The sequence below is a fragment of the Streptomyces sp. S.PB5 genome (genome assembly GCF_030403745.1).
Lineage (GTDB): Bacteria > Actinomycetota > Actinomycetes > Streptomycetales > Streptomycetaceae > Streptomyces.
This window is the reverse complement of record NZ_JAQMWP010000004.1, coordinates 484,946-510,675: the sequence shown is the minus strand read 5'-3', so window position 1 is coordinate 510,675 and position 25,730 is coordinate 484,946. Positions and strand designations below refer to the sequence as shown.

Genomic DNA, 25,730 nt, shown 5'->3' with positions numbered 1-25,730 from the left:
CCAGGTTCGTCAGCCGGTGGCCAGAACCGTTCAGGGTGTGCGCGGGAATGCCGAGATGGCCGGCTGGGAGTGGTCGGCGGAGGCCGAGGGGGTCGCTCCGGTGCCTTGCTCCAGGCCGGTCGAGGCGGGGGCGGAGGGACCCTGCTCGCGGCTGTTCGAGGAGGCGCCCCGGTAGACCGCGGTGAAGGCCAGCGCGACCATGCCGATGCCCATCACGAGGGCGAGCATCCAGGCGACGGGACGGTGCCAGCGGACCTGTTTGCCGTAGGTCCCGGGGGCGCCGTAGCGGCTTTCGAGGATGTCGGTGTCGTCGAGGTCGTCGAGCTCGGGATCATGGCCGAAACCGGCACGGCCGTCGGGGCCGTACCCCTCCTCGTAGCGCTCGCCGCGGCCATGGGCCCGGCGGGCCTCGGCCTCGGAGGCCTCCGCTCTCGCCTGGGCGGCGGCAAGGAGGCGTTCGACGGCGGTCGGCTCGTGCACCACGGCCGCCCGTACGAAGGCCTCGTCGAAGACCACGGAGGCGAACTCTTCGTCCGACACCCCGCGGTCGTGGTCGTCGTCGGGCTCCCAGCCGTCAGGGAACGGCGTGCCCCCCACGTCCTCCGGCACGGATCCAGAGTAGACCTGGGGGGTCATTTTGGGCAGACGGTATGGAAATTCATCCGCTGGGTGAGACACCTCTCGTGCGGCACGGGCGCGCAGCGGGAGCGCGTGCCCCACGCATATGCCCCGCCCCGCACGCGGTCGCGCGCCTCAGCGCCGTACGTGTCCGTCGCCGGTGACGATGTACTTCGTGCTCGTCAGCTCCGGCAGTCCCATCGGACCCCGCGCGTGCAGCTTCTGCGTGGAGATGCCGATCTCGGCGCCGAAGCCGAACTGGCCGCCGTCGGTGAAGCGGGTGGAGGCGTTCACGGCGACGGTGGTGGAGTCGACCAGCTGGGTGAAGCGGCGGGCCGCCTGCTGCGAGGTCGTGACGATCGCCTCGGTGTGGCCGGAGGTCCACAGCCGGATGTGCTCGACGGCCTTGTCGAGGGAGTCCACGACGGCCGCGGCGATGTCGTAGGAGAGGTACTCGGTCTCCCAGTCCTCCGGCGTGGCCTCGACGAGGGTCGCCTTGGAGTCCTTGGCGTACGCCAGCACCCGCTCGTCGGCGTGGACCGTGACGCCGGCCTCGGCGAGGGCGTCCAGGGCCCGTGGCAGGAACTCAGGGGCGATGTCCTGGTGGACGAGGAGGGTCTCGGCGGCGTTGCAGACGCTGACGCGCTGCGCCTTGGAGTTGATCAGGATGTCGATCGCCATGTCGAGGTCGGCCTGCGCGTCGACGTAGACGTGGCAGTTGCCGGTGCCGGTCTCGATGACGGGGACGATCGACTCGCTGACCACGGTCTGGATCAGCGAGGCGCCGCCGCGCGGGATGAGCACGTCGACCAGACCGCGGGCCCGCATCAGCTCGCGCACGCTCTCGCGGCTCTCGCCGGGCACCAGCTGGATGGCGTCGGCGGGCAGCCCGGCCCCGCCCACGGCGTCGCGCAGGACCCGCACCAGGGCGGTGTTGGACTCGTACGCGGAGGCCGAGCCGCGCAGCAGCACCGCGTTGCCGGACTTCAGGCACAGGGCGGCGGCGTCCACGGTCACGTTCGGCCGGGCCTCGTAGATGATGCCGACGACGCCGAGCGGCACGCGGACCTGGCGCAGGTCGATGCCGTTGGGCAGGGTCGAGCCGCGGACGACCTCGCCGACCGGGTCGGGCAGCGCGACGACGTCCCGGACGTCGGAGGCGATGGCGCGCACCCGCTCCGGGGTCAGCGTCAGCCGGTCGATGACCGACTCGCTGGTCCCGGCCTCCCGGGCCTTGGCGATGTCCTTGGCGTTGGCCTCGACGATCTCGCTCGTACGGACCTCCAGTGCGTCCGCGATGGCGAGCAGCGCGTCGTCCTTGGCGGCCCTCGGCAGCGGCGCGAGGTCGGCGGCGGCCGCCTTGGCGCGGTACGCGGCCTGGGTGACCGGGGACAGGTTGTCGTACGGCGAGAGCGAGGTCATACGGGAAGGGTAGTGCGCCGGGCGGGAGCGTCCACCGCTTGTTCCGAACCGCGAGACACCCCTTTGCGCCTAATCCGGCGCCGCTCTCGCGGACGTGGTTGCTCGCCGCGGGGGTTCCTCAATTGATGGTCGCGGCCCGTGGTCGTATCAAAACGGGTGCACTCCCACGGGGCTCGCCGGCGGCGGGCCGTAGCCCTCGGCGATGCGCTGGTGGTAGGTCTCGCGGTCGATGACCTCCAGGCCGACGATCTCCCAGGGCGGCAGCTGGGCGCTCTGGCGGTGCTCGCCCCACAGGCGCAGGGCGACGGCGGCCGCGTCGTGGAGGTCGCGGGCCTCCTCCCAGTAGCGGATCTCCGCGTGGTCGTTCGCGTAGCGGCTGGTCAGCAGAAAGGGATGGTCGTGGGCGAGCTGTTCGAGGCCGCGCCGCACCTCCTTCAGCGGGGCCTCCTTCCCGGAGAGGCTGAGGGTGACATGCCACAGACGGGGCAGGTCCTGCGGCTCCTCGTACCGGTCGCCGGCCGCGACGCTCGTCAAGGCGCGCTCCTCACCGGCCGCTCGGGACGAGACCTCGGCGGCACCGCTGCGGGACTGTGCCCCAGGGCGCACTCGTCTCACGACGGCCTCCTTTACCAGTGACCGACCCGGTGGTCGTGCGGAATGTGTCCCTGAGACAAAGTTGAGCAGGCCGCAAGGGTTCGCGTGGCACTTTTGCGGAACGTCCACCTGCGGGCGATGGTCCTGCCGGGGCGTTCACCCCGTTTTCGGGTGCCCGGAGCCGGTCCTCAGGGCTGCAGGACCACCAGGTCGTCCCGGTGCACGACCTCCCGCTCGTACGCCGCCCCCAGCTCCCGTGCCAGCTCCCGGGTCGAACGCCCGATCAGCTGGGGAATCTCCTTGGCGTCGAAGTTGACGAGCCCGCGGGCCACCGCGCGCCCCTCGGTGTCCCGCAGCTCGACGGGGTCGCCGGCGTTGAACTCGCCCTCGACGGCGGCGATCCCGGCCGGGAGCAGGGACTTGCGGCGCTGGACGACCGCGCGGACGGCGCCGTCGTCCAGGGTGAGCGAGCCCTGGGGGGTGGAGGCGTGCTGGAGCCAGAGCAGGCGGTCGGCGGAGCGTTTGCCGGTGGGGTGGAAGAGGGTGCCGGTGTCGCCGCCGAAGAGCGCGTCGGCGGCGTGGATCGCGCTGGTCAGGACCACGGGGATACCGGCCGCGGCGGCGATCCGGGCGGCCTCGACCTTGGTGACCATGCCACCGGTGCCGACGCCGGCCTTGCCGGTGCTGCCGATCTCGACGCCGGCCAGGTCCGCGGGCCCCCGCACCTCCGCTATCCGCGAGGTGCCGGGCTTGCTGGGGTCGCCGTCGTACACGCCGTCGACGTCGGACAGCAGCACCAGCAGGTCGGCGCGGACCAGGTGGGCGACGAGCGCGGCGAGGCGGTCGTTGTCGCCGAAGCGGATCTCGTCCGTGGCGACGGTGTCGTTCTCGTTGACGATCGGGAACGCGCCCATCGCGAGGAGCTTGTCGAGGGTGGTGGAGGCGTTGCGGTGGTGGGCGCGGCGGCTCATGTCGTCGCTGGTGAGCAGGACCTGGCCGACGCGGACGCCGTAGCGGGCGAAGGAGGCGGTGTAGCGGGCCACGAGCAGGCCCTGGCCGACGCTGGCGGCGGCCTGCTGGCGGGCGAGGTCCTTGGGGCGGCGGCGCAGGCCCAGCGGGGCGAGGCCGGCCGCGATGGCGCCGGAGGAGACGAGGACGATCTCCTTCTCCCCGCCGCTGCGGCTCTTGGCTAGGACGTCGACGAGCGCGTCGACCCGGTCGGCGTCCAGGCCGCCCGACGCGGTGGTCAGCGACGAGGAACCCACCTTGACGACGATCCTGCGGGCCTCGCTCACGGCCTCTCTGGCGCTTGCCACCTGCACTGTCCCCACTTCCTTGCGCGTGGCAGCAATCTACGCGAAGCGCCCCCTCGCCCGCCCCGGCGTTTCAGCCCCCGGACACACCAGGACGTAACCGTTTGCTCACGCGTCGCATACGGCAAAAAGGTTGTAGGCGTTCCGTATAGAAATCAAAGAACACGTCAACTTAAGTTGAACGCCGTGAAGCGCGTTCTCCTCAGGTCCGGTAAGAGCCCCTTCGACGTCGTCCCTGTCGAGGAAGCCCTCCAGCGCGACGTCATCGCCACCAACTCCGGCAATCTCATCTTCAGCGATGCCACCCACAAGATCCTGGAGACGCCCGGCACCGAGGTGGTGTCGAACGGCATGAGGACGGACGTGGCGTCGGCGGACCTGATCAACGCGGAGTACGACGCCTTCGTCGTACCGCTGGCCAACGCCTTCCGTCCCTCGTTCGAGGGCGGGCTCAAGCGCCTGACGCGGCTCATCAGACGGCTGAAGATCCCGGTCGTGGTGACCGGCGTCGGCGCGCAGACCGGGCTGAACTACGACCCGAAGCGGCTCAAGCCCATCGAGCCCGCGGTGCGCGACTTCGTCTCGGCGGTGCTGGACCGCAGCGCCTCGATCGGGGTGCGCGGCGAGTTCACCGAGCAGTACCTCAGGGACATGGGCTTCAAGGACGTCGAGGTCATCGGCTGCCCCTCGCTGTTCATGTACGGCAAGGAGCTCGCCGTGCACAAGCGGACGCCGGAGCTGACCGCCGAGTCCCGGATCGCGATCAACGGCTCGCACAGTGCCGTGCAGAAGCAGGGCCTGGCCAAGGTCATCGAGCGCACCCACGCCCGCTACCCGCATCTGCGTTTCATCGGCCAGAACCTGTCCGACGCCCGACAGTTGCACTGGCGGGACCTGTCGGACCCGAACGCCAAGGTCAAGGCGATACCGACGCACCCCGACCACCCGATGTACGGCGAGGACAAGGTCCGCGTCTACATCGACCCGGTCACCTGGATCGACGACCTGCGCGACTTCGACTTCTCGTTCGGCTCCCGCATCCACGGCAACATCGCCGCGCTGCTCGCCGGGACGCCCGCGACCGTGCTCTCGGGCGACTCCCGGACGCTGGAGCTGTGCCGCTACTTCGACATCCCGCACGTGCGCATCGACAAGCTGCCCGCGGACCTGGACCCGGCGCGGCTGTACGAGGACGCGGACTTCGGCAAGCTGATGAGCGGTCACCATGAGCGCTACGAGCGGTTCATGGGGTTCCTCGACCGCAACGGCCTGCAGAACACCTTCACACACGGCGACGGCGGCGCCGCCTTCGAGGAGCGGCTGCGCAAGCTGCCCTTCCCGGCGGGCGTCCGTCCCTGGCTGGAGGCCGACCTCGGCTCGCTCGCCACGCGGATGGCGTTCATGCAGCGCCACATCACCCAGCTGACCCTGGACAACGAACGGTTGAAGCGGGATCTGGACCGGGCGAAGTCCGGTTCCAAGGCCGCGGGCGTTCCGGCGCCCTCGGTCTACCGCCGCGCCCGCCGGGTCGTGGGAGGCCCGATCCGCCGGGCTCTGCAGTCGGGCCGTTAGACCGGCCCGGCGCCACTATCACTCCACGGTCGCCGGAAGGCGCCCGGACACCCGCGTGTCGTCAAGTGGTCGGCGCGCGTTAACCCGGGCGCACGTCCTGCGACGACCTTGGAGTGACGCAGTGCCCTCTACCCTCCCCCGCCGGCGCTTCGTGAAGAGGCCGAGCAGACAGCGGCCCGGCAGAACCCGTTCCGGACGCCTCCTGAAACGTCTCTTCACCCGCCGCCCCCGCAGAAACCGTCCGCGCAGAAGACACCCCACCGTACTCTCCCTGCGCCGCAGGGCCGTCCAGGTGCTCGTCACGGCCCTGCTCGCCGCCGCCTTCTGCGCCCAGGCCGTCGCCGCGCTGCTGCCCGACATCCCGCTGCTGCTCGCCGCGACCGCCGCCTCGGTGGCCGGGGAGGGGGTGCTGTACCGGTGGCAGCGGGGCATGGTGTCGGTGTTCGCCAAGTCCCACGCGGACATCACCGTGCGGCACATCATGCGGGACCTGCTGCTGGTGGTGGGGCTGCTGCGGCTGGGCGAGCAGCAGCGGGAGTGGGTGTACGCCCCTCTCGTGGCGGGCCTGCTGATCTTCTACGGACTGCACTTCGCGATCCAGGCGGTCTCCGTCCTGGTCCGCCGCACCCGCACCCTGCCGGTGGTCACCCGGAACATCGACGCCTCCGCGCTGCGGCTGTCGACGGCCCCGCCCGCGCTGCTGCTGCGCCGCCCGGGTCACCGGCTGCTGCTGTTCGGGCTGCCGGCCACCGCCGGTCTGGGCGCCACGGCCGCGATCGACGTGCCCGCGGCCGCGGCGGCGGGGATCGCGCTGTCCCTGCTCCTCGCGCTCCTCGGCCTCGGCGAGCTGGGGCTACGGCTGCTGCCGAGCCGTCGTCCGGCGGGCGAGCAGAAGGTGCTCGACTGGTTCGACGCCTGGCTGGCCGACTACCGGCCCACGGTCGGCCTGTACTTCTCCGGCGGCGCGTCCTCGGCGTACCAGGCGAACATGTGGCTGGAGCCGCTCGCGAAGCTCGACGCGCGGCCGGTCGTGATCCTGCGCGAGCGCTTCATGGTGCAGAAGATCGCGGCGACCGACCTCCCCGTGATCTGCCTGCCCAAGGTCACCACCCTCATGCGCCTGGAGCACTCCACCCTGCAGGTCCTGATCCACCCCTCCAACTCCGGCAAGACCTCCCAGGTCCTGCGCATCCCCACCCTCAAGCACACCTTCGTCAACCACGGCGAGAGCGACAAGCTCTCCTCGTGCAACCCGTACGCGAAGGCGTACGACGAGGTGTGGGTGGCCGGCCCCGCGGCGCGCGAGCGGTACGCCATGGCCGAGGTCGGCGTGGACGACCGGGACGTCGTGGAGACCGGACGTCCGCAGCTGGACGCCGTACGGCTGTACGCGGGGCCGCCGACGGGGACGTACACGACCGTTCTGTACGCGCCCACCTGGGAGGGCTGGGACGGCAACCCCGGGAACACGTCGGTGATCGAGGCCGGTGAGAACCTCGTACGGGCGCTGCTTGAGGACGACGGTGTGCGGCTGCTCTACAAGCCGCATCCGCTGACCGGTTCGGTCGATCCGCGGGCCGGGGCGGCCGATCAGCGGATCCGGCAGCTGGTGCGGGCCGCGAACCGGCGGCGGACCGGGGTGCGGCCGGCCGGGGACGGCGAACTCGCCCGGCGGACGGCGGAGTTGGACCGGCTGACCACGGCCGACTTCCGCAGCGGTGCGGATCAGGTGGAGCGGATGCTGCTGCAGTCGGTGCCGCCGAAGGGGCGGGCGCGGGCGGTGGAGCGGGCCACGGCGGCCTGGGAGGCGGCGTACTGGGCCTCGCTGCCGGAGTGGGAGCACCAGATCGTCACGGACGCCCGGCCCGCGCTGTACGCCTGCTTCAACCGGGCCGATCTGCTCATCAGCGATGTGTCGAGCGTGGTCAGCGACTTCCTGGCGAGCGGCAAGCCGTACGCGGTGGCCAACACCAGCGGGCTGTCCGAGGAGGCGTTCCGGGAGGCCTTCCCGACGGCTCGGGCCGCGACCGTACTGACGCCGGACGCGGTCGGGATCCCGCGGCTGCTGGAGACGGTGCGCAACCCCGAGAAGGACGAACTTGCCGAGGCCCGGGCCGAGTTGAAGCGCCATCTGCTGGGCCCGGCGGAACCCCCCTCGCAGGTCCGCTTCGAACTGGCCGTACAGGCGCTGTGCGCGGAGGCACGGGAGCACCGGGTACGGATGGAGGAACGGCTGGCCGCGGAGATCCCGGGTCAGCGCCGGACCGAGGACGGAGACGGGGACGCGGACGCGGAGGACAGGGAGGCCGAGGACAGGGAGACGGAGGAGCGCGAGACCAGCGCGCCCTGACCCCGGGGAGGCGGGCTCGCGCAGGCCCCGAGGAGGCGGCGGGGAGGCGGCGGGGACCGGGGCGAGGCCGGTCCGGCGCCCCGGGTGTCACACCGCCGCGGCCGATCTCACGTCTCGGGCCGGGAGGGCGCGCCGGGCCCTGCGTGCCGCCCGGCGCATGAAGGAGTCGAGGCCGCCCTCGCGGTACCCCGGAACCCGGCGGGCCTCGCGGGGCTCGGCGAGGTAGAGGCGGTCGGGGAGGCCGGTCGTGGGGTCCCGGAAGTAGGGGTAGGCGAGGTAGACGCGGCGGCCGCGCTTCTCCAGGAGCGGGGCCGCCTGCTTCTTGGCCCGCACGAACTCCACGACCTCCGCGAGGAGTTCGGGGCGCTGCTCGGCCACCAGGTGGAGGCGCAGACGCTCGTGGACACGGAGACGGTGGGCGACCTCGTCCGTCCAGTACGCGTCCATCAGCGGCTTCGCCAGTTCGAACTTGTGCCGGCGGATCTCCTCGCTGTCCTTCAGGTACTTCGGGCCGAACTGCGGGAGGAGGGTGACCAGGAAGGGCCGGACCATGAGCATGTCGCGCCGCGGGCCCGCCGGGACCAGCTCCGCGATCAGGTTCATCAGGGCGCGCGCGGAGTCGAAGCGCAGGGTGTAGCTCCCGCTCCTCGTCACGTGCTTGCCGTCCTCACGGCCCACCAGGTAGTAGCAGACGTAGTCGTCGAGGAGGGAGACACCGTCGGCCCGCAGATAGGCCTCCATGGTGAACAGCGCGTCCTCACCGGTCCACAGCGACTCGTCGAAGCGCATGCCGTGACGTTCCAGCAGCGCGCGCCGGAACAGCTTCTGCGCGCTCAGCGTGAACTTGATGTTGGACGACCAGACGTCGGTGCGCTCCAGCGTCCTGCCCCACATCGACCCGGGCGGCTTGCGGTTGACGCCCTCGACCCGGCCGAGCACGACGTCCGTGCCGTTGCGGTCGGCCATCGCGACCATCCGCTCCAGGGCCTCGGGGCCGAGCCGGTCGTCGGCGTCGAGGAAGAAGACATACCGTCCGGAGGCCTTGCCCAGGCCGACGTTGCGCGGGCCGCTGGGCCCGCCGGAGTTGTCCTGGCGGATCACGGTGACCGGGATGTCCACGCGGGCCGCGAACTCCTCCAGGCACTCCCCCGTGCCGTCCGCCGAGCCGTCGTCGACCGCGATGACCTCGATGCGCGCGTGGTCGAGCGTCTGGGCCTCGACGGACGCCAGACAGTCGACCAGATACGGCATGGCTTCGTACGCACCGATGACGATGGTCACGTCAGGTTGCGCAACGGTCACTTCTCCCCCTAGTCACACCACGTTTCCCCGGAATCTCTCCACGGGCAGCCTGATAGACGGTCGACCGGGACATTAGGTTGCGTCCCGTACCGGGAGATACGTACGAAGGGCCCGGTTTTCGAGGATCACTCCTCGGAAACCGGGCCCTTGGGCCGAACGGATCAGCCGAACGGATCAGCCGAACGAATCAGCCGGTCAGTCCGGTCACGCCTTGGTCGTCGCCTCCGCGGCTCCCGCCGCCGCCCGTGACTCCTGGCCGACGTTGCGCGCCTCCGCCTTGAGGGAGAGGTTCGCGACCGCGGTGTTGAACTGCGCGATGGACGTGGGCTCGTCCGGGCCGAGCAGATACTGCTTGAGCTCCTTGCGGTCCTCGGCGAGCGGGTCGCCCGCCGGGTCGCGGACCGCGTCCAGCAGGCCGCCGAGCTCGGCCGCCTTGTTGGACAGGATCGTCGCCGCGCGCACCGCGGTGTTCTGCCGCTTGAACTCCTCCACGCCCAGCCCCGCGGAGTCCGTCACCGCGTACGGCTTGCCGCTCGCGATGAAGTCGGAGACCACGGAGGAGATGTCGGAGACCATCGCGTCGGAGACGTTGAAGCAGTCGTAAAGGCGCGGTTCGGCGCCCGTGATGACACGGTGCTCATGGCTGCCGAAGGAGGCCCAGTAGGCGTCGTTCCACTCTGCGCGCAGCCGGGCGATCTCCTCGTGCTTGGCCACGTCGACCACGCCGTCGCGGGTGGCCACGGCCTCGTCGCCCTTCTCACCGCCGGTGCCGGACAGTTCGGCGATCCGGGCCTCGATGCGGACGAGGTCGTCCTTGGCCTTGCGCTGGGCGACGGCGTCGACCGTGAACCGGGCGTCGGCGGCGCGCTCGGCGGCGGCCTTCTCGACCAGGGCCACGATCCGCCGGTGCGCGGCGCCGGCCTGCGGGCTGACGGTGCCGGTGAAGGGGTGCGGCTTGTACAGGACACGGACCGGCGGGTCGGCCTTCACGAGCTTCTTCACGATGTTCTCGCCGGCCAGCACGATCGAGGTGTTGCCCGGGTCGCCGTCCCAGCCCTCCCAGGTGGGCGCGTACAGCACCGTGGGGCAGCGCTCATCAGCGGCTCCGCCGCGGGGTCCGTCGGGCACCGCCTGCCGGGTCTGGATCGGCGCCAGCTGCGGGCGGCCGACCTCCACGATGTCGTCGTCGCGGACACCGACGTCGGCGATGGCGTAACGGTCGCGGCCCGCGCGCCCGGCGGTCCACACCTCGTCGTACACCTTGCTGAACGGGTTGACGCTGGCGAGCTTGTCGCTGTCGCCGTGGCCGATGAAGACGTGCTTCATGGTCGGGACGCGCAGCAGGTGGATGTTCTTGCCGACGTTCGCCGCGTACAGCGCGACGCGCACGGTCGACAGGTCCATGTTCATCAGGTGCACCCCTCCGGGCACGCAGATGACGGGGACCGTGGTGGGCGCAAGGTTCTGCAGGATGACGCGCTCGCGCAGGATGATCAGCGGCTTGGAGTCCAGCTGCTCCATGGTCTCCAGCCACATGTTGACCTGGTACGCCGAGTCCTTGGAGCCGGAGAAGTACAGCACCGTCTCCGGCCGGTAGGCGGCCAGCCAGTCGTCTACGGCGGCCAGGACCTTCTCGTCGTTCGGCGGGATCTTCGCGCCGTGCACGTACGGCATGAGCACCAGGACGTACAGGGTGCCCAGCGCTATCGTCACCCCGATACCGATGACGGCCGTCAGATAGTCGTCCATCCACGCGGCGACCAGCACACCGACGACGGCGAACAGGTCCAGGTGCAGTATCTTCTCGGCCGACCGGTTGAGCAGACCCTGCGGCGGGGCGTCCGGGATGCGGATGCGGGACTTCAGGTCGACGTTGCGGGTGGCGACCGGCATCCGGCGGCGGTTGCGGATCAGGGTGACCAGCGCGCCGTGCGGGGCCTGGAGGCCGTAGAACGTGATGAAGCAGGCGATCGCGCCGTAGAAGATCAGACCTTCCGACAGGTCCAGGCGGGCCAGCAGCAGGAGCAGCAGCAGCTGCCTGATCAGGAAGCGGATCGACAGACCCGCGCGCACCTTGCTCAGGCGGTTGATCAGATAGCTGCCCTTGCGGTGCAGATAGTGGTCCGCGAGATACGTCACCGCGGCGGCGATCGCGAAGGCCGGGACGCTCGGGATCAGCGCGGTCAGCATGAGCGCCGGGAAGCCCAGGATCATGAGGACCGCGGCGGCCAGCTCGGCCGCGCTGCCCACCCGGGCGACGCGAATGGCTCTGGTTATCACAGAGGAACCTGCTCTTGGAGGGGGAGTGCCGGTCTGGTTCTTATATGCAGCGAAAATGTGAGGAATTCGCGTGGGGTACTGATTCAGGCCCCTGCGAATGCTCCGATAACGGGCGAACACAGAGGCCTGAATAGCAGATGTCTAATTACCGCTGATTATGCCACGCCGTCCTGACGGTCCAGGACACTGGCAAGTGCCTGCTCGAACCCGGAGGCCTGGCCCGCGGCGGCCGTCGGGTCCTGCTGGCGGACGTCGATCACATGTCCGGTGAGCTCGGAGAGCAGCACGTCGAGCGAGGTGCGGGCGACTGCCTCCGAGGAGAGCAGGGTGCCCGAGGGCTCCTGGCCGAAGGCCTTGGTGCGCATCGGCGTCGCCGTGCGCTCCGGGTTGATGCAGTTGACGCGGACACCGTCACCGGCCCACTCGTCGGACAGGGCCTGGGTGAGGTTCACCATGGCGGCCTTGGTGGAGGAGTAGAGGCTGTACTCGGCGCGGCCGCGGGTGTAGCTGCTGGAGGTGTAGAGCAGCAGCTGGCCCTTGCTCTCCGCCAGGTACTTGTAGCTGGAACGTGCGATCTGCACCGGGGCCAGGTAGTTGACCTTGAGCGCTTCCTCGATGGTCGCGTTGTCGGTCTCGGCGAGCTTGCCGATGCGCAGCACACCGGCGGTGTTGACGACGTAGTCGATGCGCCCGGTCTCGGCGTACGCCTTGGACAGCGCGTCGTCGACCTCCTCGGGGTTCTCGACGTGCGTGCCGGTGGTGGAGCGGCCGAGCGCGTACACCTTCGCGCCGTAGGACTCGGCGAGTTCGGCGATGTCCTTGCCGATGCCGTACGAACCGCCGAAGACCACCACGGTCTTGCCGGTCAGCAGTGCGCGGTAGGCGTCCTCGGAGACCTGCTCGGGGGCGGCGGTGGAGGCCAGCTGGAAGAGCTTGTCGGCGATGAAGACGTCGACGGGCTGGGTGACCTTCATGTTGTACTCGTCGCCCGCGACGACGTGGATCGGCACGTCCGGCAGGTACTTGAGCACGACCGAGCAGTCGTCCGTGGCCTGGAAGTTGGGGTCACCGGCGGCGACCTCGTAGGCCCGCTTGATGGTGGACAGCTTGAAGGCCTGCGGGGTCTGGCCGCGGCGCAGCCGGGAGCGGTCCGGGATCTCGGTGATGAACTCGCCGTCCTCGCCGTGGGTGCGGGTCACGATGATGGTGTCCGCGGACGGGATGGCGACGTCGACGGCCTGGTAACGCTCCAGCGCGACCACGCAGTCGTCGATGACGCGCCGCGACAGCAGCGGGCGAACGGCGTCGTGGAACAGGACGTTGAGGTCCTCGCCCTCGGCCAGGCCCTCGCCGAGCGCGGTGATGGCGCGCTCGGTGGTCTCGTTCCGCGTGGAGCCGCCCTCGATGATCTTCTTGACCTTCGTGAACCCGGCCTTGGCCACGATCTTCTCTATGTCCGGCACATAGCCCGGCGCCATCAGGACGATGATGTCGTCGATCGAGTCGGCGTTCTCGAAGGTGGTCAGGGTGTGCTCGATGACTGCCTTGCCGGCGATCTTCAGCAGCTGCTTGGGGATCGAGAGACCCACGCGCTGACCGGTACCGCCGGCCAGGATCACTGCGGTGGTACGGGGCTTGGCGATGTGCTGGGACACAGATGACCTACCTCGGGGCGACAGGGAACTCCGAAATGGTCCCACTTGGGGTTACCGCAGTGCAAGGTGAGCGCCGCCCGCCGCATATGTGCGCGCTACCTGTCATTCACCTTGTACTCCTGGTGATTGAGGAGACCGTTGTGGTGAGCACCCTGGAATTGCTGTGAGTAACTCCACAGGAGTTGCGTATTGCTGTCTGTGACGACGGTACCGCTCAGCGGCGCCGAATTAAGATTCCGCAGCATTTCGGTCTCGGTGAGAGCGAGAGGAGCCTGGGACTCGGATGAGTCCCAGGCTCCCGCCACTCAGACTTTCATACGAGGCTTACGAGGCTGGGTGCTTACGCGAGCTCGACCCCCGGCCGGCCCGCCTCCACCCGCAGCGCGGCCAGCGTGCTCGCCGTCGCCGTGGGCTGCCGGACCGTGTCCACCACCCTGACCTGCGCGTCGATGCCGCGCCGGTCGACGTCGAAGAGGTGGTAGCCACGGTGGGCGTCGATGAACTTCCAGTGCGGGTTGTCCGCCATCAGCGGGTCCCACTGGGCGTGGAAGGCGGCCTGGTCCTGGTCGCCGTTGCTGGAGATGGACGTGCCGACGAACTCGGCGCCGACGACGTCGGAGGCCGGGTCGGCGAAGTCCTTCCTGAGGTCGCTGATCATCGTCAGATGGCGGTCGCCGCTGAGCACCACCGGGTTGCGAACGCTCTCGAACTCGGCGAGGAACTGGTTGCGCTCGACCTGGTAGCCGTCCCAGGCGTCGTAGAACCACTGCTTGCCCGCGCCGAGCAGGATGTCGGTCTCCGCCATCATGATCTGCGAGCCGATCAGGTTCCAGCGGGCCGGCGAGTCGTGCAGCCCGTCGAGGAGCCACTGCTTCTGCTCGGCGCCGAGCATGGTGAGCGCCGGGTTCTGCGCGGCCTCCTGGCTGGTGACCTGGTCGCTGCGGTACTGCCGGGTGTCCAGGACGTTCAGCCGGGCCAGCCGGCCGAACTCGAAGCGGCGGTACATCTGGATGTGCGGGCCGTTCGGGATCGAGCTCGCGCGGACCGGCATGTGCTCGTAGAACGCCTGGTAGGCCGCGGTGAGCCGGGCCACGAAGGCATCGTGCGGCTGCTTGTCGGGGTCCTGGGGGATCTCGCCGGCCCAGTCGTTGTCGACCTCGTGGTCGTCGAAGGTGACGACGAAGGGCGCCGCCGCGTGCATCGCCGCGAGGTCCGGGTCGGTGCGGTACTGCGCGTACCGGTTGCGGTACTGCACCAGGGTGTACGGCTCTCCCGTGCCCTCGTGCCGGCGCAGCGCCGTCGCCGAGGGCGAGGACTCGTAGATGTAGTCGCCGACGAAGAGCACGAAATCGGGGTCCTGCGCGAGCATGTCGGCGTATGGCGTGAAATAGCCGTGCTGCCAGTTCTGGCAGGACGCCAGGGCGAAGCGCAGGTTGCCGTTGCTGCTGTGGCGGTGGGGTGCGGTGCGGGTGCGGCCGGTCGGCGAGATCTGCCCGCCGACGCGGAAGCGGTACCAGTACTCCCGGCCCGGGCGCAGATGCCGTACATCCACATGAACGCTGTGCCCGTACTCGGGCAGCGCCTGCGCGACGCCCCGCCGTACGTGCTTTCCGAACCGGTCGTCCTCCGCGATCTCCCACTCCACCGACACCGCGCTGTCGGGCATACCCCCGCCGTTGAGCGGGTCGGGGGCGAGTCTGGTCCACAGCACGATGCCGTCGGGGAGGGGGTCACCGGAGGCGACACCCAGGCTGAACACCCCGTCGGGCAGCGGGGGTTCGGCCGCTCGCGCGGTGGCGGGAAGCCACAGCTGGGTGGAGGCCACAGCTGACAGTACCGCTGCGCTGGTCGTCAGAAAACGGCGGCGATCGGGCGATGCTGCTCCGGCCATCAGTGGACTCCCCTGCCTCACTGGACACTTGGACACGTTGAAGCTCACGCTTCCGGGCAGACCGCCTGTTGAACAGAGCAATTCGCGTACATGACAGCTGGGGAGACAACAGGAGACCCGCTGCGGCACAGGCGCCTGCCGGCACCGCAACGGGTCTGACGGATGATCAGTAGGCGAATGATCAGTAGGCGAATCCGGAGCCGAGTTTCGCGTTCTTCGCGTACGTGCCGAGCAACGTGTTGCCGAAGGCGGTCGTACCGAGCGGCGGCAGGGTCCGGAAGGCCCACACGAACCCGGAGTTCGCGTTCTCCCCCGGCGCGCCGACGGCCAGGTCGGCCCGCCCGTCGCCGTCGGCGTCACCGAGGTGGACGGCCCTGCCGAACGCGTCCCCGGCCTCGGCCGAACCGGGCACATTGCCGGTGTCCTGGGTGACGACCCGGGCGCCCGCCCCGGTCAGCCCCGCGGAGCCGCCGCGCAGGACGGCCACGGAACCCGCGCCGCTCACGCTCCCCAGGTCCTCGCCCGGCAGACCGGTCGCCACGTCCGGCCAGCCGTCGCCGTCGACGTCACCGATCTGTACGTCGGTCCCGAAGCCGTCGCCCTTCTCCGCGGTGCCCGGCACACCCGGGCTGTCCTGGTTGAGGAAGACCGCCGCGACCCCGTCCGGCCCGTTCGCCGTGCCCGGGATCCAGCCGACCCGGCCGCCCTTGGCGAGGTAGGCGTCGTGGTCGCTGTCGTACCCGTCGACGGCACGGCCCACGACGATGTCGTCGTAGCCGTCCCGGTTCACATCCCCGACGTCGAGGTTCTCGCCGCCCTGGAGGCCGGCGCCGTCGATGTCGTAGACGAGGGTGAAGTACGGCGAGACACCGTCCCGCGTGCCGTACCAGTACGCGATCCGGCGCGAGTCCCACTCCTGCTGGTCGTTCGCTGCGGCGACGACGTCCGTGATGCCGTCGCCGTTGACGTCCCCGGCCGCCAGGTCGAGGATCCGGCTGTTGTAGCGGTCCGTCACCAGCTGCTCGGCCGCATGCGAACCGTTCCTCCCGAAGGGCCCGTTGAGGACGTGCAGGTTCTTCTGGTTCCGGACGGTCACGACATCGGCCGCCCCGTCGCCGTCGACATCGGCGGCCGTGAGCCGCCCCTGGTCGCCGAGCCGGTCGTTCGCGCTCTTGCCGGTGCTCAGGGAGGAGGCGCCGGACAGCCCCTTGGCACCGCCCCAGAGGACCTGTACGTAACCGGAGTCGGTGCCTCCCGAGGCAGTGTCCTCGCCGCCCACGCCCACGACGAGGTCGGCGTACCCGTCCCGGTCGAGGTCGGCCGTGGTGAGCGCGCTGCCGAAGCGGTCGCCTTTCTCGGCGCTGCCCGGCACGCCCGCGCTGTTCTGCGTGAACACCTTCCGGCCGGTGGTGCTCAGCCCGTCGGCCGTGCCGTACAGCACGGCGACGTACCCGGCCTGCGTCCTGCCGCCCACGCTCGCCGAAGGTGCGGCGACCGCGAGATCGGCGTACCCGTCCCCGTTGAAGTCCTCCCGCGACTCCCCCACGGCCGCCCGTCCGTCCGCCGCTGCCGCCGGGACCACCCCGGTGACGGCCAGCACGACGGCGATCGCGACCCCCCAGGTCGCTCTGTGTCCACCGCTCATTTCACCCTCCCCTGTCTGCTTCTTCTGGTGCGACTTCCACGTCGCGGGCTCAGCGGGCGAAGTGGCTGCCCAGGTTGGCGCTGTTCGCGGTCGTGCCGAGGGTGCCCGCGCCGATGGCGGTCGAGCCGGTGGCGACAGGGCCCGTGCCGGGGTTGCGGAAGGCCCAGACGCCGCCTGCGAAGCCGTTCTCGCCGGTAGCGCCGGCGAACAGCTCGGCCCTGCCGTCCCGGTTGACGTCGGTCAGCGAGGTGGTGACCCCGAAGAAGTCGAGCCGCTCGGCGGTGCCGGGCACCCGGGCCGTGTTCTGGGTGAAGGCCACGGAACCGGTGCCCGTGAGACCGCCCCGGCCGCCCCGCAGGACCGTCACCTGCCCCGCGTCGTCGATGTCTCCGAGGTCCTCGGTGAAGGCGCCGGTGGCCACGTCCGCGTAGCCGTCGCCGTCGACGTCCCCGACGGAGATGCCCCCGCCGAAGGAGTCGCCGGGCTCGGTCGCACCCGGAACGCCGGGGGTGTTCTGGGTGACGACGGTCTCGCCGGCCGGGTCGGGGCCGCCCGCGCCGCCGTACACCACCCCGATCTGACCGCCGATCAGCAGGTCGTCGTCGACGATGTCGTGGGTGAAGGAGCGGCCGATGACGAGATCGCCGTAGCCGTCCCGGTTCACGTCGCCGATGCCGAGCCGCTCGCCGCCGCGGAACAGCGAGCCGTCCTCGTTCTTCAGGGTGACGGGGGCGCTCAGCCCCTGGGCCGTACCGCGGAGGTAGACGACCCGGCGGTGGTAGCTGTCCGCGTTGCTGTGGTCGTCCGAGGTGTTGTCGACGTTCAGCGCCACCAGGTCGGCGATGCCGTCGTGGTCGATGTCGCCCGCGGCGAGCGCGTTGGTCCGGTAGTCGACGGGGTCGAGGCTCAGTGCACTGACGGCGGCCGCGCCCGTCGTACGGCTGAAGGGGCCGGTCAACAGGGAGCCGGGCGTGGCGACGTCGGGGTCGCCGTCCCCGTCGAAGTCACCGACGGCGGTGTCGGTCCGGGTGCCGGAGGCGAGCGCGGTGGCGCCCGACAGCCCCTGCTTCCCGCCCCATACGACGGCCAGGGTGCCCCTCTTGCCACCGGCCTCCTCGCCGGAGGCGCCCACGACGAGGTCCGCGTAGCCGTCGCCGTCCAGATCGGCGGCGGAGAGCCCGGAGCCGAAGCGGTCGTCGGCCTCGGCGACACCGGGGATGCCCGCGGTGTTCTGGCTGATGACCTGCCGGTGCGAGAGGTTCAGCCCCTTGGCGGAGCCGTACACGACGGCCACGTACCCGGCGCGGGCCTTGCCGCCGACCGTGGCGGAGGCGGCGGCGAAGGCCACGTCCTGGTAGCCGTCGCCGTCGAAGTCGGCGTGGATGCGGCCGGCGGCGGACTGCGGCGCGGCGGCCTGCGCGGTCACGGGGGCGACGACGGCTGCCGTCACGGCGATGGCGGCCGCGAGCCCGGTACCGATCATGCGCTTGCTCATGGTGCTCCTGTCGTGGGAGGTGCCTGTGGGGGGTTGCGTGTGGGGGGGTGCGCACTGTGCGTGCGGTGGTCAGCGGTTTGCGTGCGCTGCCCGGCGTTCCGTGCCGGTCAGCGCGGGAACTCCGCACCCAGCCAGGCCCTGCTCGCGGTCGTGCCGAGAGTGCCGGCCCCGAAGGAGAAGGAGCCGGTGGCCGTGGCCGCGCCGCGGAACACCCAGACGGCCCCCGCCGAGGAGTCCTCGGCGATCGCCGCGACGACCGGCTCTGCCTTCCCGTCGCCGTTGCCGTCGACGAAGGCGGTGTTCTCGCCGAATCGGTCGTCCTTCTCGGCGGCGCCGGGCACGTTCGCACTGTTCTGGCTGAAGAGAGTGCTCCCGGCGCCGGTGGGCCCGTTCTTCCCGCCGGGTACGACGGTGAAGGCGCCGGCCCGCTGCACGGTGCCGAGGTCCTCGTAGGGGTTGCCGGCGAGGACGTCGCCGTACCCGTCGCCGTTGACGTCGGCGACGGAGAGGTCGTAGCCGAACCAGTCCTCGGGCTCCTCGGCGCCGGGCACACCGGGGGTGTCCTGGTCGATGGACTGGGGCGCGAAGGACGTGGCCGGGCCGTTCGCGGTGCCGGGGACGAACCGGAGCGAGCCGCGGGCGGTGACGATGTCCGCGCGGTGGTCGCCGTTGACGTCGCCGAGCGCCACGTCGTGGCCGGGCCGGAGCGGCTCGCCCTGTGCGTCCTTGAGGACGACGAGCGGCTGGAGGCCGTCGCGGCCGCCGCGCAGGTAGTTCAGATGCTCGCCGTGGTCGCCCTCGTCGTCCCCGTCGTAGGACCGGGCCATGGTGACGAGGTCGGTGACGCCGTCGCCGTCGATGTCACCGGCGACCAGGCCGAGCAGGTCGAGGTCGCCGTCGACGATCTCGGGGTTGCTCCGCACGGAGGCGGGGACGCCGTCCCGCCCGAACGGCCCGAGGTACACGTTCCCGACGTGGAGCAGGTCCTGGTGCCCGTCGCCGTTGAAGTCACCGGTGACGGAGTCGCCGCCGCTCTGGTAGGTGCCGCTGTCCCGGGCGGGGATGACCTTGCCCGAGGTGAGTCCTCCGGAACCGCCCCACAGGATGGTCCTGTTGCCCTTGCGGGCGATGCCGCCCTGCGTCCACTGCTCGCCCTCGGCCTGGACCGAGAGGTCGGTGTACCCGTCCCCGTCCAGGTCGGCGGCGAGGAGGAGCGAGCCGAAGCGGTCGCCGGTCTCGGGGGTGCCGGGGATTTCGGCGGAGGCCTGGGTGTAGACCTTCTTCGCGGTGGTCCTGAGCCCGCTCGCGGACCCGTACAGCACCGCCACATAGCCGGCCTCGGCCTTGCCGCCCACCGTGGCGTGGGGTGCGGCGACGGCGAGGTCCCCGTACCCGTCGCCGTTGAAGTCCTGCGGTGCGCCGGCCGATGCCGATGCCGGTGCCGCTGCCGTCGGCTGCGCCTGCGCAACGGGAAGCGCGCCGCACGTGGCGGCGATCAGGGCGATCGCGACCACGACGGCGCGCCGGGTTCTGCGCGAGGCAGCGGGCAACGACATGTGAACTCCGGCTGTCTTAAGGGCAGTTGACCGCGGAGTGAGCCAAGATCCTCATCCGCTCTGCCCTGTACGACTCGCCTGGAGGACGGTTGGTTGCCCTGTCGTACGCCAGAGGTTCGCTCTGGGTTAACCAACGGCCGGATCAACCAACCGCTCAGCCCTCGAACGGCTCGAAGTCGTCGAACTCCTGCGCAGCCTCGTCCCGTTCGGCCTGCCGGTCCCGGCGCCGCTGCGCCGCCGGACGCGGTGCCTCGAAGCGGTGGTCCTCACCGCGGCGGCCGAGCATCTCGGCGCCGGCCATGACGGTCGGCTCCCAGTCGAAGACGACCGCGTTGTCCTCGGGGCCGATCGCGACGCCGTCGCCCGCGCGGGCGCCCGCCTTCATCAACTGCTCCTCGACACCGAGGCGGTTGAGGCGGTCGGCGAGATAGCCGACGGCCTCGTCGTTGTTGAAGTCGGTCTGCCGCACCCAGCGCTCCGGCTTCTCGCCGCGCACCCGGAACAGCCCGTCCTCCTCGCGCACCACGGTGAAGCCCGCGTCGTCCACGGCCTTGGGCCGGATGACGATCCGCGTCGCCTCCTCCTTCGGCTTCGCGGCCCGCGACTTCGCGACCAGCTCGGCCAGCGCGAACGACAGTTCCTTCAGCCCGGTGTGCGCCACCGCGGACACCTCGAAGACGCGGTAGCCGCGCTCCTCCAGGTCCGGGCGGACCATCTCGGCGAGGTCCTTGCCGTCGGGGACGTCGATCTTGTTGAGGACGACGACCCGGGGCCGGTCCGCCAGGGACGTCTTGTACTGCCGCAGCTCCTCCTCGATGATGTCGAGGTCGGAGATCGGGTCGCGCTCGGACTCCAGCGTCGCCGTGTCGAGCACATGCACCAGTACGCTGCACCGCTCCACGTGCCGCAGGAACTCCAGACCCAGTCCCTTGCCCTGGCTGGCGCCCGGGATCAGACCCGGCACGTCGGCGATGGTGTAGACGGTCGAGCCCGCGGTCACCACGCCGAGGTTCGGCACGAGCGTCGTGAAGGGGTAGTCGGCGATCTTCGGCTTGGCCGCGCTCAGCACCGAGATCAGCGAGGACTTGCCCGCGCTCGGGTAGCCGACCAGCGCCACATCGGCGACGGTCTTCAGCTCCAGGACGATGTCCTGCATGTCCCCGGGCACCCCGAGCAGCGCGAAGCCGGGCGCCTTGCGCCGCGCGGACGCCAGCGCCGCGTTGCCGAGGCCGCCGCGGCCGCCCTGGGCGGCGACGTAGGAGGTGCCGTGGCCGACCAGGTCGGCGAGGACGTTGCCCGCCTTGTCGAGGACGACGGTGCCGTCCGGCACGGGCAGGACCAGGTCCTGGCCGTCCTTGCCGGACCGGTTGCCGCCCTCGCCGGGCTTGCCGTTGGTGGCCTTGCGGTGCGGGGAGTGGTGGTACTCCAGGAGCGTGGTCACCGACTGGTCGACGGTCAGGATGACATCGCCGCCCCGCCCGCCGTTGCCGCCGTCGGGGCCGCCGAGCGGCTTGAACTTCTCCCGGTGGACGGAGGCACAGCCGTGACCTCCGTTACCCGCGGCGACATGCAGTTCGACGCGGTCCACGAAGGTGGTCATGGTGAGGTGCCTCCAGCACTTGAAATGTTCGTACGGTTCTCTACTGCTGTAACACGCGAAAGGCGGACCCGCCTTCCCACAGGGGAAGTGAGGTCCGCCTCGCGAAACGTTCGGTCTGAAGCCCTAAGCCTGAGCTCAGGCGACCGGAACGATGTTCACGACCTTACGGCCACGGTGGGTGCCGAACTGCACCGCACCGGCGTTCAGCGCGAACAGCGTGTCGTCGCCGCCACGGCCGACGCCCGCGCCGGGGTGGAAGTGGGTGCCGCGCTGACGGACCAGGATCTCGCCCGCGTTCACGACCTGACCGCCGAAGCGCTTCACGCCGAGGCGCTGAGCGTTGGAGTCACGACCGTTACGGGTGGACGATGCGCCCTTCTTGTGTGCCATCTCTCCTCAGTCCCTTACTTCGCAGCCGCGGGGATCTCAGTGACCTTGATCGCCGTGTACTGCTGGCGGTGGCCCTGACGACGGCGGTAGCCGGTCTTGTTCTTGTAGCGCAGAATGTCGATCTTCTGGCCCTTGTGGTGGTCCACGACCTCGGCCTGGACCTTGATGCCGGCCAGCACCCACGGGTCGCTGGTCACGGACTCGCCGTCGACAACGAGCAGGGTCGAGAGCTCGACCGTGTCGCCAACCTTGGCAGTGGAAATCTTGTCAACCTCAACGATGTCGCCGACAGCAACCTTGTGCTGGCGACCACCGCTGCGCACGATGGCGTACACGCGGATCTCACTCTCTCGCTCGGGGAACGGCACCCCCGCAGTCCAGCCGCCCGGCACGCGAACAGCCTCTCCGGAACACCCGGTGCTCCGGAGGAAAAGGGTTTACGGGGATGTGGCATGCCAGTCGACACGCCGACGGTCAAGGTTACGGGCCTCCTCAGGCCCGGTCAAACTGGGCTCAGCGCCCCAGGCTCGCCCGGTACGCCACGGCCTCCTCGTACGAGGGCAGCAGGCCCTGCTCCCGGGCCTCGGCCAGGCTCGGGGCCTGCTCGTCCTTGGCGGAGAGCAGCGGGGTGAGGTCGGCGGGCCACTCGATGCCGAGCTCCGGGTCCAGCGGGTGGATGCCGTGCTCGCGCTCGGGGGCGTACCCCTCGGAGCACAGGTAGACCACGGTCGCGTCGTCGGTGAGCGCCATGAAGCCGTGGCCGAGGCCCTCGGAGAGGTAGACGGCGTGGTGGTCCTGGTCGTCGAGGCGGACGATCTCCCACTGGCCGAAGGTCGGCGAGCCCACCCGGATGTCCACGATCACGTCGAGGACCGCGCCGCGCACGCACTTGACGTACTTGGCCTGGCTGGGCGGCACGTCCGCGAAGTGGATGCCGCGCAGGGTGCCCCGGCTGGAGACCGACATGTTGGCCTGGGCGAGGTTCAGCGGGTGGCCGACCGCCTCGGTGAAGAGGGGGGCCTTGAACCACTCGTGGAAGCTGCCCCGGCCGTCGGGGAAGACCTTCGGCTCGTGCACCCAGGCGCCGTCGAGGGAAAGAGGTCGCATCACAAGGTCCTCAGCTGTTCTTCTGCTGGTTCGTCAGGGCGCGCTTGAGCCGCCCGGCCGCCCGGCGCCACAGCGGACGCGGCGCCTGCTTCTTCTTCGGAGCGGACTTCGGCTTCGGCGCGGGCTTGGCCGGCGGGGTGTGCCGGTCGATGACCTTGGCCCGGCCCTCGGCGTCCACCACCACGTCGACGGGGAGCCGGGTCCATTTTGCCTCGCCCCGGTCGGCCGACGGCACACCGATCCGCACCGCCCAGCGCATCCCGGTGAGCTTCTCCAGCGGCAGCTCGGCGGTCACCGTGGAGCCGTCCGCGACGGCGTCGGCGGGGAACTTGCCGACGTTCTTGCGCTCGAAGCGCAGCTGGACGGGCTCCCCCGCACCCGCCTGCTCCACCGCGAGGGCCAGCGGGAGCCGGACGGCAGAGCCCTCGACCACGGCGGCCGCCGGGTCCATCAGCGTCACGGCCTCGCGCTCCAGCTTGTTGGTGTGCTGGTCGACGTCGAGGGAGAGATTGCCGGGGCCGTCCGTGAAGTACGGCAGGACCATGCGCCGCGGCTCGCCGGTGAGCGCGGCCAGGCGCCCGGCCTCCACGTCCTCGCCGCGCACCGCGCCGAGCCGGGTCTCCTTGCTCCAGCCGCAGGACTTGATCCGCAGGTGCAGATCCCACAGGCCGCGGGTCAGGGGCTCGCCGCCGGCCGCGGTCTCCGGGTCGAGCACGGAGTCCGCGGTGATCCGCAGCCGGAAGGAGCCGTCGCCGGCGTCCACGCGGTGCAGTTCGGAGGTGACGGGCAGGTAGTACTGCCGGGCGTCCTCGCGGTGCCGGACGACCAGGTCCACGTCACTGGCGCCGACCGGGGCGTCCAGGGCGATGTCCTGCTCGGTCAGCGCCAGGAGCGCCTTGTCGGAGAGCGGCAGCCCGAGCAGGTCGCGCTCGCCGTCCTTCCGGAAGGTCATCGGGGCGTCGTCGACCTGGTACTCGGAGGTGAAGCCGATGTTCAGGTGGCCGTTCTCCCAGGTCAGGGAGTCCAGCGTGCCGGTCGGCTTGATCGCGGCCTCCCACTCGGCGAGGGCCCGGATGTCCTCGTAGAGGTCGGCGTGGATCAGGCCCGCCACCACCTGCTGGACGGGGGCGATGTTGGCGGTGACACCGGGGCCGAAGCGCTCGGTGACGACACCGCGGATCTCGCGGTAGAGCTCCTCGGCGTAGTCCTCGGGGAGCTTGAGCAGGCGCTTGCCGCGCAGCCGCTCGACCATCTCGTTGCGCAGCCAGCGGCTGAAGATCCTGTCGCGCAGCGGGCCGGGCTCGGTGAGCTCCTCGACGATGTCGAGGGCCTCGCGGAGGTTGTTGAAGTAGCCGACCGGGTCGAAGCGCTGGAAGCCCGCGTTGGAGCCGTCGTCGCGGGTGATGTGGTAGTAGCACAGGTAGTCGCTGAGGACGGCGACGCTCTTCGCGCGCAGGTAGGCCTCGACGACGAAGACATGGTCCTCGAGGCGGCGCCGGCCCTCCTTGAAGCGCATGTTGTGCTCGGCGAGGAACTCCCGGCGGAACATCTTGTGCGGGGTGAGGCTGTCCATCAGCGGGGCGTTCGCCACCGAGACGCGCGGCCGGTTGACCCGGAACAGCTCCTGAGGCACGGGGCGGCCGATGCCGGCCATCTTGCCGATGACGACGTCGGCCTCGTTGGCCTTGCCGTACTCGTACATCCGCTCAAGGGCCTCGTCGCCCAGCCAGTCGTCGTGGTCGGCGAACATGACGTACTCGCCCCGCGCGGCGTCGATGCCGGTGTTGCGGGGGCGGCCCGACCAGCCGGAGGCGTCCTGGTGGATGACGTGGATGTGCGGGTGCTCGGCCGCGAGCCGGTCCAGACGGGCCGGGGTCTCGTCGGTGGAGCCGTCGTTGACGAAGAAGACCTCGAACTCGTCGGGCGTCAGGCTCTGGCGGAGCAGACCCTGGATGCAGTCCTCGACGTACTTGCCCGGGTTGTAGACCGCGATGACGACGCTGACCTTGACTGTCACGCCGAGTTCTCCTTCTCGTGGACCCGGAGGATCTCCGGGAACGCCTCGGTGAGCGCCACGCGCCAGTCGCGCAGCGGCTCGATACCGGCCGCGGCGAAGCGCTCGTGACCGAGCACGCTGTACGCCGGGCGGGGCGCGGGGCGTACGAACGCCTCGCTGGTGGTGGGGCGGACCCGGTCCGGGTCGGTGCCCAGCAGCCGGAAGATCTCCCGGGTGAAGCCGTACCAGGTGGTCTCGCCGGAGCTGGTGCCGTGGTAGATCCCGGCGGGGGCGGTGCCGACGAGGGCGCCGCGGCCCAGCTCGACCAGCAGCCCGGCCAGGTCGGCGCTCCAGGTGGGCTGGCCGCGCTGGTCGTCGACGACGTCCAGGGTGTCCTTGATGCCCGCGAGCTTGATCATCGTACGGACGAAGTTGGGGCCGCCGGTGCCGTACAGCCAGGCGGTCCGCACGACGTAACCGCGCTCGATGCCGAGCACGGCCTGTTCGCCGGCCAGCTTGGTGCGGCCGTAGGCGCTGCGCGGGGCGGTGGAGGCGTCCTCGGCGTACGGGGTGGTGGCGTCGCCCGCGAAGACGTAGTCGGTGGAGACGTGGAGCAGGACGGCGCCGGTGCGGGCGCAGGCGGCGGCGAGGTGGGCCGGTGCGTCGCCGTTGATCGCGAGCGCCTCGGCCTCGCGGGTCTCGGCGTCGTCCACGGCGGTCCAGGCAGCGCAGTTGACGACCACGGCGGGCCGGTGCAGCTCCAGCGCCCGCTGTACGGCGTCGGCGTCGGTGAGGTCCAGAGCTGTGCGGTCCAGCGCGGTGAACTTCTCACCCGCGGCGGCAAGGCGCGCCTGGACGTCCTGGCCGAGCATGCCGCCGGCCCCGGTGACCAGCCAGCCGGAGGGGACGCTTGCCTGTTCCTGTGTCGGATTCATGTCTCTTCT

19 protein-coding genes are annotated in these 25,730 nt (G+C 70.6%); 2 read left to right on the top strand and 17 right to left on the bottom strand.

The window, feature by feature from the left end; translation table 11 throughout:
* Positions 1-30 precede the first annotated feature (30 nt).
* The 4 genes from PH203_RS13775 to proB form a co-directional block, all read right to left on the bottom strand.
* Positions 31-636, bottom strand: coding sequence for a hypothetical protein (locus tag PH203_RS13775; RefSeq protein WP_289920172.1), 606 nt, complete (start codon positions 634-636; stop codon positions 31-33).
* 117 nt (positions 637-753) lie between these two features.
* Complete coding sequence (locus PH203_RS13770) at positions 754-2,040, bottom strand: glutamate-5-semialdehyde dehydrogenase (RefSeq protein ID WP_289920171.1); 1,287 nt, start codon at positions 2,038-2,040, stop codon at positions 754-756.
* A gap of 147 nt (positions 2,041-2,187) precedes the next feature.
* Positions 2,188-2,646: a hypothetical protein gene (locus tag PH203_RS13765; RefSeq protein WP_289920228.1), complete on the bottom strand. Its 459-nt coding sequence runs from the start codon at positions 2,644-2,646 to the stop codon at positions 2,188-2,190.
* A gap of 176 nt (positions 2,647-2,822) precedes the next feature.
* Positions 2,823-3,950, bottom strand: a complete 1,128-nt coding sequence (proB, locus tag PH203_RS13760) for a glutamate 5-kinase (protein WP_289920170.1) — start codon at positions 3,948-3,950, stop codon at positions 2,823-2,825.
* 183 nt (positions 3,951-4,133) lie between these two features.
* On the opposite strand from proB, the gene PH203_RS13755 reads away from it, so the two are divergent.
* Together PH203_RS13755 and PH203_RS13750 are read left to right on the top strand one after the other, a co-directional pair.
* Entirely contained in the window at positions 4,134-5,519 is a 1,386-nt protein-coding gene (locus PH203_RS13755; protein ID WP_289920169.1) for a polysaccharide pyruvyl transferase family protein, read from the top strand.
* A gap of 292 nt (positions 5,520-5,811) precedes the next feature.
* Positions 5,812-7,869 carry a hypothetical protein gene (locus tag PH203_RS13750; RefSeq protein ID WP_354671241.1) on the top strand — a complete coding sequence of 686 codons (2,058 nt, stop codon included), beginning with the start codon at positions 5,812-5,814 and terminating at the stop codon, positions 7,867-7,869.
* An 87-nt stretch (positions 7,870-7,956) separates the two neighbouring features.
* On the opposite strand, the gene PH203_RS13745 is transcribed toward PH203_RS13750, so the two are convergent.
* The 13 genes from PH203_RS13745 to rfbD form a co-directional block, all read right to left on the bottom strand.
* Complete coding sequence (locus tag PH203_RS13745; protein WP_289920168.1) at positions 7,957-9,171, bottom strand: glycosyltransferase family 2 protein; 1,215 nt, start codon at positions 9,169-9,171, stop codon at positions 7,957-7,959.
* A 204-nt stretch (positions 9,172-9,375) separates the two neighbouring features.
* On the bottom strand, positions 9,376-11,451 hold the full coding sequence (locus PH203_RS13740) for a hypothetical protein (RefSeq protein WP_289920167.1): 2,076 nt from the start codon (positions 11,449-11,451) through the stop codon (positions 9,376-9,378).
* A gap of 155 nt (positions 11,452-11,606) precedes the next feature.
* Positions 11,607-13,106, bottom strand: coding sequence for a bifunctional cytidylyltransferase/SDR family oxidoreductase (locus PH203_RS13735; protein WP_289920166.1), 1,500 nt, complete (start codon positions 13,104-13,106; stop codon positions 11,607-11,609).
* Between the two features lie 340 nt (positions 13,107-13,446).
* Positions 13,447-14,997 carry an alkaline phosphatase D family protein gene (locus tag PH203_RS13730; protein ID WP_289920165.1) on the bottom strand — a complete coding sequence of 517 codons (1,551 nt, stop codon included), beginning with the start codon at positions 14,995-14,997 and terminating at the stop codon, positions 13,447-13,449.
* Between the two features lie 181 nt (positions 14,998-15,178).
* Complete coding sequence (locus PH203_RS13725; RefSeq protein WP_289920164.1) at positions 15,179-16,642, bottom strand: FG-GAP-like repeat-containing protein; 1,464 nt, start codon at positions 16,640-16,642, stop codon at positions 15,179-15,181.
* Positions 16,643-16,691: 49 nt separating this feature from the next.
* Positions 16,692-18,137 carry an FG-GAP repeat protein gene (locus PH203_RS13720; protein ID WP_289920163.1) on the bottom strand — a complete coding sequence of 482 codons (1,446 nt, stop codon included), beginning with the start codon at positions 18,135-18,137 and terminating at the stop codon, positions 16,692-16,694.
* A 107-nt stretch (positions 18,138-18,244) separates the two neighbouring features.
* Positions 18,245-19,693, bottom strand: coding sequence for an FG-GAP-like repeat-containing protein (locus PH203_RS13715; RefSeq protein ID WP_289920162.1), 1,449 nt, complete (start codon positions 19,691-19,693; stop codon positions 18,245-18,247).
* Between the two features lie 154 nt (positions 19,694-19,847).
* On the bottom strand, positions 19,848-21,293 hold the full coding sequence (obgE, locus tag PH203_RS13710) for a GTPase ObgE (protein ID WP_289920161.1): 1,446 nt from the start codon (positions 21,291-21,293) through the stop codon (positions 19,848-19,850).
* A 135-nt stretch (positions 21,294-21,428) separates the two neighbouring features.
* Entirely contained in the window at positions 21,429-21,683 is a 255-nt protein-coding gene (rpmA, locus tag PH203_RS13705) for a 50S ribosomal protein L27 (protein WP_030961848.1), read from the bottom strand.
* Between the two features lie 14 nt (positions 21,684-21,697).
* Entirely contained in the window at positions 21,698-22,018 is a 321-nt protein-coding gene (gene rplU / locus PH203_RS13700) for a 50S ribosomal protein L21 (protein WP_289920160.1), read from the bottom strand.
* 178 nt (positions 22,019-22,196) lie between these two features.
* Positions 22,197-22,790, bottom strand: coding sequence for a dTDP-4-dehydrorhamnose 3,5-epimerase (gene rfbC / locus PH203_RS13695; protein WP_289920159.1), 594 nt, complete (start codon positions 22,788-22,790; stop codon positions 22,197-22,199).
* A gap of 10 nt (positions 22,791-22,800) precedes the next feature.
* Positions 22,801-24,807, bottom strand: coding sequence for a glycosyltransferase (locus PH203_RS13690; RefSeq protein ID WP_289920158.1), 2,007 nt, complete (start codon positions 24,805-24,807; stop codon positions 22,801-22,803).
* Positions 24,804-25,721 carry a dTDP-4-dehydrorhamnose reductase gene (gene rfbD / locus PH203_RS13685; protein ID WP_289920157.1) on the bottom strand — a complete coding sequence of 306 codons (918 nt, stop codon included), beginning with the start codon at positions 25,719-25,721 and terminating at the stop codon, positions 24,804-24,806. The genes PH203_RS13690 and rfbD overlap by 4 nt, the downstream gene beginning before the upstream one ends.
* Positions 25,722-25,730: the final 9 nt, after the last annotated feature.